Origin of the sequence: Tolypothrix sp. PCC 7601 (genome assembly GCF_025677855.1) — a bacterium.
Classification (GTDB): domain Bacteria; phylum Cyanobacteriota; class Cyanobacteriia; order Cyanobacteriales; family Nostocaceae; genus Aulosira; species Aulosira diplosiphon.
In genome coordinates, this window is the sequence record NZ_CP064879.1 from 6383638 (window position 1) to 6395894 (window position 12257).

The window sequence follows — 12257 nt, forward strand, 5'->3', positions numbered from 1 at the left end:
CGTAACCACACACAGTCTACATTCCCAGCCATGAACACATTCGAGATTAACATCCAGCGCAAATCAGCAAACCACTGGCCGATTGTCGTAGAACATAGTCGCCCTGGAGAACTGCTCTCATCGCGTTCGGAAGGAATTCTCGAACTAACATCTACTGATTTTCAGCAGTTAACGAGTTTATTAGGACAGCCTAAAGACTACGGTACATTTCTCGGGAAAGCAATATTTAAAGAAGAAATCAGAGACGCTTTTGTCAGCGCTTTGCGGGACTCAGACGCAACAGTTAGGGTATTGTTATTTATTGAAGCTGAAGATAAAGAAATCCGAACTCTGCGTTGGGAAAGACTCTGCGCCAACATCGATGATGGATGGCATTTATTAAGCTTAGAACAGCGCACACCATATTCACTTTATATCCCGGCGATTACAGACCGTCGATTTCCCCCCATTGGCAGGAGAGATTTACGCGCCTTAATATTAGTAGCTAGTCCACAGGAAATAGAACGGTATAAATTAGACTCATTTGATGTGGAAGCTGCAGTCTCAGGTGTGCGGCAAGCATTGGGGAAAATACCATGTGATGTCTTAGCTACAGTCGATGGGGCAATTGGCAAACCGACTATTGATGAGTTGTGTAAACACTTAAGTGATAGAACAAAGCAGTATACTATGCTGCATTTTGTTAGTCATAGTCGCGTGATTCAAGATAGCGGCGAAACAGTTCTTTACTGGGCAACAGCGGAGAATAAAGTAGACCCAGTCACAGGAACACGCTTAATTGAGAGATTGCGATCGCTCTCCGCAACTAAAGGACTACCACATTTTAGCTTTCTTTCGACTTGCGAAAGTGCTAGTCCAGAAGCAGAAGCGGCATTGGGGGGTTTAGGGCAAAGATTAGTCCGGGATTTGGGAATGCCGGCGGTGATTGCGATGACGGAAAAAGTCACTGTCAAAACAGCTTTGGCATTGGGGGCAAAATTTTACGAGCAGTTGGGTAAATCCGGGGAAGTAGATTTAGCGCTGCAAGAAGCAGCAGCATCTTTAGCCGAGCGGCAAGATATTACTGTACCCGCTCTGTTTAGCCGCTTGGGTGGGCGACCTTTATTTAACGACCAACTTGACCGCAAATTAACCAACAGCGAAATTAAATATGGTTTAGAGCAGTTGCAAGTATTGTTTCAAGAGCGATCGCCTATACTGCTACCAAAGCTAGAAGTCCGAGTTGAAAAGTTGACAAATCTGCTGAATATAGATTTAGCAGCTTTGAGCAAAGAAGCCCGACAAGAGCGAGAACAGGCTCTAGAATATGTAAACAATCTCTCTGTTGCTGTGCTTGACATCAGTTTTAATGCTGTCGCCTTGGGTCAAGAACCACCAATTTACGATGCTCGTTGTCCTTTTTTGGGCTTATATCCCTTCCGCGTTGAAAATCAAAAATTTTTCTTTGGTAGAGAAAAATTAGTTACACAACTACAACAAAAGCTAGAAAAAGAGAATTTTTTAGCTGTGTTTGGGGCTTCTGGTAGCGGTAAATCATCCTTGATACTAGCAGGGCTAATTCCTGTACTGAAAGAAAAACAGCCGGATTTGCAAATGGCATATATGACACCCAACAGTAATCCCATTGAGCAAATGCAAGCCAGTTTCTTGGAGGTACAAAATCAAGCTGTAATTTTAGTGATCGACCAATTTGAAGAACTGTTCACCCTCTGTACTGACAATCAGCGCCGACAGGAATTTATTGACAAATTGCTGTTTATTATCCAGCAGCAAAAAGTTGTAATTACCATGCGGGCAGACTTTTGGGGTGAATGTGCGTCCTATCCCCAACTCAAGCAGTTAATGCAATCGCGCCAGGAATTGATCGGCCCAATGGATACCTCTGAACTGCGGAAGGCGATGGAAATGCAAGCGTCTCAAGTGGGGTTACGCTTTGAAGCTGACTTGAGTAATCAGATTTTGGATGACGTGCAAGGTGAACCAGGCGCAATGCCATTATTGCAACATGCACTGCTAGAGTTGTGGAAACGGCGACATGGCAGATGGTTAAGAACAATGGAGTATGAAGCCATTGGTGGTGTAAAAATGGCGATCGCTCAAACTGCTGATGCTGTTTACGATCAATGTGAACCACCACAAAAAGAACAAATTAAGAATATCTTTATTCGCTTAACTCGCTTAGATGATTCAGCCCCAACCGGAGAGAAACGCCGCGATACCCGCCGCCGAGTTTGGTTAGAAGAATTAATTCCTTCTGTGAACGATGAGGTACTGATTCAACAGCTCATTAAGAAGCTAGCAGGTGAAGGCGCTCGTCTCGTAGTTACTAGTTTAGACTCAGCTACACAACGAGAAGAGGTAGAAGTTGCCCATGAAGCCTTAATTCGTTACTGGCCGAGGTTGCTAAATTGGTTAGATGAAAACCGTTCTCTACTGCTACTGCGAGAAAAGATTCGTCAAGAAGCTTTGGAATGGGAAAACAATCAAAAAGAAGAAAGTTATTTAGTGCATCGCGGGGAACGCTTAAAAAACGCCCAGGAATTACTTAAATCCAATTTTTTAAACGTTTTAGAAGCTACTTATGTCCAAAGTTGCATAGTATTGCGCGATCGCCAACAGCAAGAACAAGCAGCCCGTCATCGTCGCGAAATTCAAATTAAATGGACAATCTTCACCGGAGCAGTTGTGATCTTGTTGACTACTAGTTTAGGAATAATAGCTGTGAAGAAAGGCTATGAAGCTGAATTAAGTAAATCCGATTCTCTGCGTCAAAGTTCCTTGTCATTGTCTAAATCTGCTAAAGATTTAGAAGCCCTCACCAATGTCATTAAATCTGCAAAAATTATCCAAGACACCAAAATTTGGTCAAACATTAGCAGCTTAATTATTAAAAATCAAGACCAAATTAATTCTCAGGCTCAGGTAATCGCAGTGTTACAGCGAGCTATAGATGGAGTAAAAGCACGCAATTACTTAACTGGACATAGTTCTACGCCTACAACAGTGGTCTTTAGCCCTAATGGTAAAATGATTGCCACAGTTAGTAAAGATAAAACTCTCAAACTTTGGGATTTGCAAGGTCAAGAATTAACAAAATCTCGGCTCAAATATTATGTAGGGGTGACTCAGGTAGCCTTCAGTCCTGATAGCCAAACTCTAGCCACAGTTATTCACAACAAAACCGTCCAACTTTGGGATTTACAAGCCAATCATCAGTTAGGAACTCTGCTCAAACATGATACCGCCGTTACAAGTTTAGAGTTCAGTCCCGATGGTAATACTCTTGCTACAGCAAGTTTAGATCGTAGCGTCATTCTCTGGCATTTACAGGGCTATGAACTACCAACAAGCTTCCTTAAAGAGGATAATGCAATTACAAGTTTAGTCTTTAGTGCCGATGGTAAGACTATTACCACAGCGACAAAGAATAACACCGTCAAAATTTGGGATTTACAGGGTAAGGAACTGGCAAAAACCTCCTTGGCAGATAACCCCAAAGAAACTAGTTTAGTATTCAGTCCCGATGGCAAAACTATTGCTATGGTGACAAAAGATAACACTATCAAGCTTTGGGATTTACAGGACAAAGAACTGGCAAAAACCTTAGTTGCTAATCAATTGACTACTCAAGAGTCGCAGATTCAAGATAATATTTTTACAATTAGAAATATCAACCCGAATCAACAGCCAAAACCACTCTTTAAGCATAAGTCAGGAATTACAACTCTCGCTTTTAGTGCCGATGGTCAAACTATCGCTACAGGTAGTGAAGATAATACCGTCATCCTTTGGGATTTAAATGGCAATCAACTGCAAACTTTTAAAGGACATGAGGGTGATATCACCAGCCTAGCCTTTAGTCCTGACGGTAATATCCTCGTTTCTGCTAGTAAAGATAATAATATTATTCTCTGGAATTTAGGGGGCAGAATCCTACAAACCTGGACAGGACATCAAGCTGGAGTTACCAGCCTAGCCTTTAGCCCTGACGGTAAAAACATTGCCTCTGCTAGTAAAGATAACACTGTCAAACTTTGGGATTTAGGAGGCAAATTACTCCGAACTTTTAACGAACATAAGTATGCTGTCACCAGTGTAGCTTTTAGCGCTGATGGTAATACCATTGCCTCTGCTAGTGAAGATAATACTGTCAAACTTTGGGATTTAACAGCTAATTCCCCATCCAACGTAACTATCCCCGGAGCACAAGCAGGATTTACCAGTGTAGTTTTTTCTCCCCATAATCTTCCACAAACAACTAACTGTCAATTCCTCGCGGCTGCAACTAAAGACAATCTCATTCAACTTTGGGATTTAAGGGAGAATAAGCCGCATATTTGGGATTTAGGACAGAAGCAACCGCAAATATTGAGAGGGCATAAATATGCAGTTACTAGTTTAGCTTTTAGTCCAGATTGTCAAACTTTAGCATCTGCAAGTGTTGACAAGAGTATCATGTTATGGAGTTTAAACGGTAAGCAACTGCAAACATTCAAAGGACATGAGGCTGCTATTACCAGCATCGCCTTTAGCCCCGACAGTAAACAATTGGCTTCTGGTAGTGACGATAAAACTATTATTCTCTGGGATTTAAAGGGCAATCAACTGCATAAATTTCAAGGACATGAGGCGGGTATTACCAGTGTTGCTTTCAGTCCCGATAGTGACAATATAGCTTCTGCAAGTCTAGATCGTAATATCATCATTTGGGATTTAAATGGTAAGAAATTGCAAACTTTGAGAGGACATCAGGCTGCTGTTACTAGTGTTGCTTTTAGCAGCGATGGTAAAACTCTAGCATCAGCAAGTGAAGACAATACTATTAAACTTTGGAATTTAAAAGGTAAGCATCTTCTCCAAGGACATCGGGATACTGTCTATGCAGTTAAGTTTAGCCCCGATGGTAAAACTCTAGCATCAGCAGGGGAAGACAATACGATTAAACTTTGGAACTTAAAAGGTAAGGAACTGGCTACACTCAAAAACAGTGAGGCAGAAATTATAGATATAGTATTCAGCTATGATGGGAAAAATCTAGCTGCTGTGAGTGAAGACAATACCATTAAACTTTGGGATTTAAAAAGTAACGAACTATCTATTTTTAAAAGACATCCAGCAGAAATTACAACTATATTCTTCATCAAGAATAATAAAATGCTGGTTTCTGGTAGTAAAGACAAGACCATCAAACTGTGGAATTTGCAGGGTAAGGAACTAGCTACCTTCAAAGGACATCAAGCAGAAATCACCACTATAGTCTTGAGTCCTAATGGTAAAATGCTGGTTTCTGGCAGTAAAGACAAGACCATCAAACTGTGGAATTTGCAGGGTAAAGAACTAGCTACCTTCAAAGGACATCAAGCAGAAATTAAAGATATAGTTTTTAGCCACGATAGCCAAAATCTGGTTTCTATGGGTGCAGATGGGGCAATAATTTTATGGGATTTAAAGGGAAAGCAACTGCATACCTTCAAAGGAAATGAGAATCAGTTAGCAAAAATAGTTCTGAGTCCAAATAGTAAAATTATTGCCTTTGTGAGCGCAGATCAGACAATTACACTCTGGGATTTTCAGGGTAATCTTAAACGAACTCTGATAGGACATGAGGCTGGGATAAAAAGTATGGCTTTTAGCCCCGATGGCTACACCCTGGCTTCTGGTAGCGCTGACAATAACGTAATTTTGTGGGATATCAATGATTTAGATATGGATGCGCTTCTAGATGATTTGATAGCCACAGCTTGCAATTCGGTTAGAGATTATCTGCACTATAACCAACAGGTAGAAAAGAGCGATCGCAATATGTGTGATGATCTGGGCACATCAAAATAGGCGTTGCATATTTGCGTGCTCAATGCTCCCCCTGCTCAGAAACACCTTCCCCTCTACCGCTTTGGTAATGTCTCGCAACACTTTTGTGCTGTCGGAGCTACCGGGGCGGGGTGATGTTTAACTTCACAGAGGAATGTGCTGCTCCATCCAACTGTGATCAAAAATCAATTGATAAATTCTATTATGGACTTTGAGAGCACCTTGTTGTTTCACCACCAGCCCTGACAAGAGCAACTCCCTTGCTTGCGGAGTATCAACGGCAGGAATTTCTGCTTGTTGCAAAATTTGTCTGTAAATCTCTAACAACCGAGCGGGTTGTAGTTCGCTGTTGAGAATGCGATCGCGAATCGTTCTTAAATGCTCTGGCTCGTCCTGGGATTCCCAATTTTCTATTAATTGAGTTTGTACCAAATTCTCAATCCATTCGGCTTCACCTTTTGTAGGAATGGAAAACGAAGAATTACGAATGAGGCGACAAAGCTTTTGCGTGAGAAAAGGCTGACCATTTGTCCAAGCTAATATTTCTTTCAGCACTACTTGAGGATTACTAACTTTTTCTATCAATCCTTGCAGTAAAGGTTGAGCTTCATGTTCTTTAAATCCCTCTAATTGAATTGCTTGACCAATGTTAAAAGGCGTTCTCTTGTAGTCACTAATTAAATCTGAAGGTGTAGCTACCCCAAATAAAGCAAAGGTTAAACGCCGATACTTGGGATTAATACTGCGCTGATTGTAGCAGAAGCGGATCAGTGCAAAAAAGTCATTAACGGGGAAATTTAAACCCAAGATGCTATCAATTTCATCTACAAATATAAAAATCTTTTCACTTTCAACTTGCTCTAGCAAGATATTTTCTATAAACTGACTCAAGCACTGAATAGGCGATAAATCTTTTTGCTCATTCCACCAAGCTTTGAGATTCACCAATCCTTGTAGTTCAAAACTCTGCCATAACTCCACCGCTAATCCCTTGTACCATTGATTAGGAGTGATATTTTCACTACCAAGGCGAGTCATATCAATCGCTGCACAGCGAAACCCCTCTTGCTGAAAATGGTGCATCATGCGTACCATCAAGCTTGATTTGCCCATCTGCCGTGCATTAAGAATATAACAAAACTCTCCGCGTTTCAATGCCTTGTAGAGCTGGCGATCGGCAGAACGCACTACATAAGTCAGAGCATCCATCGGCAAACTACCCCCAACTTGATAATCGTAGTTTGAGGATTGTGCGGCACTTTGCAAAAGAGCGTTTTCAAATACAAGTTTGGCTTGGGTAGCTTTGAGAATTTCTAGTGTTTGTAACAGTTCTTGAGTGCGCTCATCAACTTTTTGTTCTAAAGAAGAGTTGGACTCGGCTAATGCTTTTGTCGCCTGTTCCAAGGCAACATTCTTGATAGCAAGCTCTTGAGTAAACTGAATCCGCTCCGCTTCCGCTCGTTTGCGTTGGCTGATGTCGGTAAAGGCAGCTATGGCATAGACAATTTGACTTTTTTCATCAAAAATTGGGGTAGCAGATACCTCTAGAGGGACAATTTTATCTGTTTGGTGAATCTCCATATTATCGATGGTGATACAATCGCCACTCAATGCTCGGAAAACAGGTTGCTGTTCTGTAGGATATAACTGCTCAGTCCCGCTGACGTAGACTTGATATATCTCATTTAATTCAGCAGTTGTAGCTTCGATGAGGATACCTTTGCCAAGTATCTGTTGTGCGGTTTGATTGGCATAGTAGGGTTTGCCATCAGCATCAACAACGAATATACCCACAGGGACAGCTTCCAAAAATTGAGCTAGTCTTCTTTCACTTTCACGCAATGCCTCTTCTGCCTGTTGGCGTTTGTCAATTTCTTGCTTTAAGTTAAGATTTAAAGCAGTCATTTCTGCATAAAGTTGCGCGTTTTTCAGCGAGATTGCTGCTTGAGAGGAGAGTATTTTTAATACTTCTAATCGTTCGGAGGTAAAAGCATTGGTAGTGAGATTATTTTTCAAATACAGCAGACCGATTAGCTGACCTTGATGGATAATCGGGATGCACAATATAGATTTGGGTTGATGTCTTGTAATATAAGGATCGTTAATAAACCTCCCTTCATGGGTGGCATCATTTAAAACTACATATTCTTTTGTTCTTTTGACATAATTAATTAGAGATAAGGGGAGACAATCACCAATATTTACTGGCGACAAGCGACAGACAATAAATTCATCTTTATCTATATATCCCCTGGCTTCTACTACCAGTTGACCATTTCTTTCTAACATCAAACAACTGGCTTGAGCACCAGCATTCTCCATCACAATTTTCATGAGCTTATTGAGGAGTTTGTCGGTAACAATTTCACTAGCCAGTGTTTGTGAAGCTTTGATTGTAGTTGCCAAGTCTAAAGCGCCAGTATTGCTCGTTTCTGACGCAAATGTCTGCAAAACGAATTGTGGATATCTTGACTCTAAATCTCTTACCTTGGCAGTTGCTCCCCAACGCATATAGCAATAGTGAGCTTTCGCCATGTAGCTTTGAGCAATCTCTTTTCTGCCTAAAGACAAATAGAATTCTGCTGCTAATTCGTAAGCCAAGGCTTCTTCTTGAATATAGCCTTGTTGTCTAGCTCCTTGAATGGCGCGATCGTAATACTCCATCGCTACCAGAATTTGCCCCAAGACACGGGCTTTTTCTGCCTCCACCAACTCGTACTTGTGCTGATAATTCATGGGGCAATGTTGCGCCCAATATTGCATTTTTTCTTGATTTTCTAAGACTTGGCTTAAGTACTGGTGTTGCTCGTTCTTGCTACCTAAATCTACCTGTACCCCTGTAGGAAAATGGTGAGCTAACAGTGCCAGAGAATAGTAAAAATTATGTTGTACAAAAATAATTTCACTTTGAACATATCCAGAGTATCTGGCTCCTATTTGGGCCGATTCTAGAGATTTTTCATAATTTTTAAATAAATAACAAACCATACATTTAGCAAAGTAGATGCTGAACAAAGAGATTAAGTTATTATGTTGTTGCAAATATGCTATTGTTTCTTCCTCGTTCAGATACTCACCAGTTAAAACTAATTTATCTGGGGAACACTCTCTTAAATTATCTACTAACTGCCCATCAATTCTTGTCAAGTAAAGCTGATGTTCTTGCCTAAATTTTTCGATAAACTTAATATATTGTTTCTGCTTATCTTGCACGTATTCTAAGTTATTGCCGTTGAAGAATAAATGACCGCAGTAAAAATGAGCAGCATGGCAAGCAAATTCTATATCGCCAACTTCTAACGCATCTTGAATTGACCGCAGCAACGGTTCTATCGTTTCTTTGGTATGCTGCTTCCAATGAGTAATATTAATAGAAATTGGTAGTAATGATTTAGCTTGAAACTCTCTAGCATTCAACTGCTCTAATAATAGCTGAGATAATTGACCGAGTTGATACGCAAAATCTATATTTGGGACTAGCCAAATCCTGATATTGCCATAAACAACATAGGCATAAATGGATGGCGGCGAATTTCCATATTGCCTGGATAGTTCGACCATTGTATATATGATAGGTAGCGCTAATCCGCTTTCTCCAAAACAAGCGGGTGCGTGTATGAGCATTAAAATTTCCATCGCTGCCAGCTGATCGGGAGCGGTCATGTTTGATAATTGAGCTATCTCCTCAATATCTAGTTCTTGTGGTAGCGATCGCACTAAAGCTACTCCCAGCATTTCCAGAACTTGCAAGCCTATCTCTATTGCTAGTTCAATCTGATTTTGAGCCAGCGCCAGCTTAATTTTAATTTTGTATATTTTGACTTTCTCTATTACTGTTTTGATATGTTGAAAGGCAATATTACATAATCCTGTCGCCTGTTCTAAATTAGAGTTAAGATATTGCGCTTCTGAGGTTTCTAAATAGAGGTTATAAGTTAAATTATATTGATATTCCCAGCTATCTGTTCCTAAAAGATTTAAACCTATGTTTAAGTAATTAACCGCGGCTTCGTATGCTATAGCTGCCTTCGCTTTTCGTCCAGCAATAAAATTTAAGTTAGCTAATTCATCTTTTTGCCCTTGATTAGTGAGTAGCTCGACACCAAAATTTAACTGATTGACAAGAGCAAATATATTATCATTTTGCTCTTGGCAAGACATATTATTTAGTAATAATTTACCAATTTGATAATGAGTTGCTTGGTTTTCGCCTGCGAGAATCAGAGAATAAGCAGCTTGTTGCACTCGGTCATGCAAAAACTTGTAGTCAACTCGCACATCATGTAATGGCAATTCTATTGCTTCTACCTCAGAGAAAGCCAGAGGAATTTTATATGTATTGGATTGAGGTAAAATTAAACCTGCTTGCAGAGCTGGCCAAAGTTTTCTAGCTGTAGATAATTCCGATTCTTCCGTGACAATTGCCAGGACTTTTAAATTAAAATAGTTGCCAATGCAAGCCGCAATTGTTAAAACTTTCTGAGTTTCTGATGGTAGTTGGCGAATATTTCTAGCGATCAGTTCAACAATATTGCAATCAAGGATACCAATAGCTTGGATTTGCTCTATGTCCCAATACCATGAATCACAATCTACTCGATAAATTAGTAATTTTTCTTTATATAATGTTTGGATAAACTGGGTGATAAAAAAGGGATTGCCTTGGGTTTTATTAAAAACTAACTCTGATAACTGCTGCACCTGCTGCGTTTGGACATTTTCCCCCAAGGTATCTTCGATTAATTGAGTTACATGGATATCAGATAAAGGTGCAATAGTTAGGTTAGCGATCGCAGTCCCATCTGTCCTAATTTTTTCGATTGTCTGAACTAGTGGGTGAGTCATATCCACCTCATTATCTCGATATGCTCCAATCACAAACAAATATTGACTGTTATCATCAACAGTCAACAGTTGAATTAATTTTAGAGATGCTGCATCTGCCCACTGTAAATCATCAAGAAAAATTACAAGGGGATGTTCTGCTTTGCAGAAGGCATTAATAAACTGCTGAAATACTCGATTAAACCTATTTTGCGACTCAGTTAACCCCAGTTGTGCTACCTCTGGTTGCTTTCCGATAATGATTTCTACTTCTGGAATCACATCAATAATAATCTGTCCGTTGGACGCTAAAGCATCTAAAAGCTGCTGTTTCCAAGCAGCAATTTGTGCTTCGCTTTCTGTTAGCACCTGACGAATTAATTCGCGAAAAGCCTGAATTAAAGCGTCATACGGAATATTGCGCTTAAACTGGTCAAATTTACCAGCAATAAAATACCCCCTTGCTTCTACAATCGGTTTATTCACCTCATTGACAATGGAAGTTTTGCCAATGCCTGAGTAACCAGAAACCATTACAATCTCAGTTGCACCCAGAGCAACTCTGGCAAAAGTATCTAAGAGCAGCTGTACTTCTTGTTCGCGTCCGTAAAGTTGTTGTGGGATGAAAAGTTGACTACCGCGATCGCGTCTCCCGAGTGGAAAGGTTTCAATTTTTCCTGTCGTTTGGAATTGAAGTAGGCAGTTTTCTAAATCAAACTTTAGTCCCGCAGCATTTTGGTATCTGTCGTCAGCATTTTTAGCTAAAAGTTTCATTACAATCTGTGAAACTGCTGCGGGAATTTTTCTGATTTCTGAAGGTGGTACTGGTTGCTTTGCTATATGGCAATAAACCAACTCCATTGGATCAGAGCTAGGAAAAGGCACAACTCCAGTCAGCATTTCATAAAAGGTAATGCCTAAACTGTAAAAGTCAGTACGGTAGTCAAGGGAACGATTCATTCTCCCGGTTTGTTCCGGTGAAATATAAGTTAGTGTGTCTTCTATTAAGTTAGGGCTATTAACTATTTGTTGCTCTTTTGGTAAGTTAATAGCACTATTAAAACCAGTAAGCTTTATCTGATTTGTTTCCAAATTGATAATAATATTATCAGGCTTTATATCTTTATGAATAATGGCACAGCTATGCAGTTTAACTAAGGTTTGAGCCAGAGAAATTGCAATCGTAAGAAACTCAGTCAGCGACAGTTGATTGGTTGTGAGTAACTGAGATAGAAGTTGACCGCCAATATCTTCTAAAATCAGTGCTAAGTTATTTTGGTATTTTTCTAGTTTATCAGCTTTCAAAACTCCTGGGCAATTTAAATTATGAGTAATTTTATACTCTTGTTTCCAACCAGTAATTTCTTCAATGTTAGGGTATTCTGTTTTAATAATTTTAATTAGGACTGGCTGTTGCGATCGCTCGTCTATGCCTCGATAAATAGTTGTTTTTAATTTTTCGTAAATAGTTTCTCTTACGTCGTATCCTGGTAGCACGAACATAATAACTTTCCTCAGCAGCAATAGGATGCGTTATCAACGCATCCTACTGTATTCTCAAACTATTGATCAATCTATTAAGTAGGGCGGTGCCTTTAAAGATAACTAGTCAGGGCTGTCAT

The 12257-nt window shown here is 40.0% G+C and carries 2 protein-coding genes; one reads left to right on the forward strand and one right to left on the reverse strand.

Annotated elements, in window-relative coordinates:
- Positions 1 to 30 precede the first annotated feature (30 nt).
- Positions 31 to 5832 carry an eIF2A-related protein gene (locus tag HG267_RS25955; RefSeq protein ID WP_045874926.1) on the forward strand — a complete coding sequence of 1934 codons (5802 nt, stop codon included), beginning with the start codon at positions 31 to 33 and terminating at the stop codon, positions 5830 to 5832.
- Positions 5833 to 5955: 123 nt separating this feature from the next.
- Here HG267_RS25955 and HG267_RS25960 read toward each other — a convergent pair whose 3' ends face one another.
- Complete coding sequence (locus tag HG267_RS25960) at positions 5956 to 12138, reverse strand: AAA family ATPase (RefSeq protein ID WP_045874925.1); 6183 nt, start codon at positions 12136 to 12138, stop codon at positions 5956 to 5958.
- Positions 12139 to 12257: the final 119 nt, after the last annotated feature.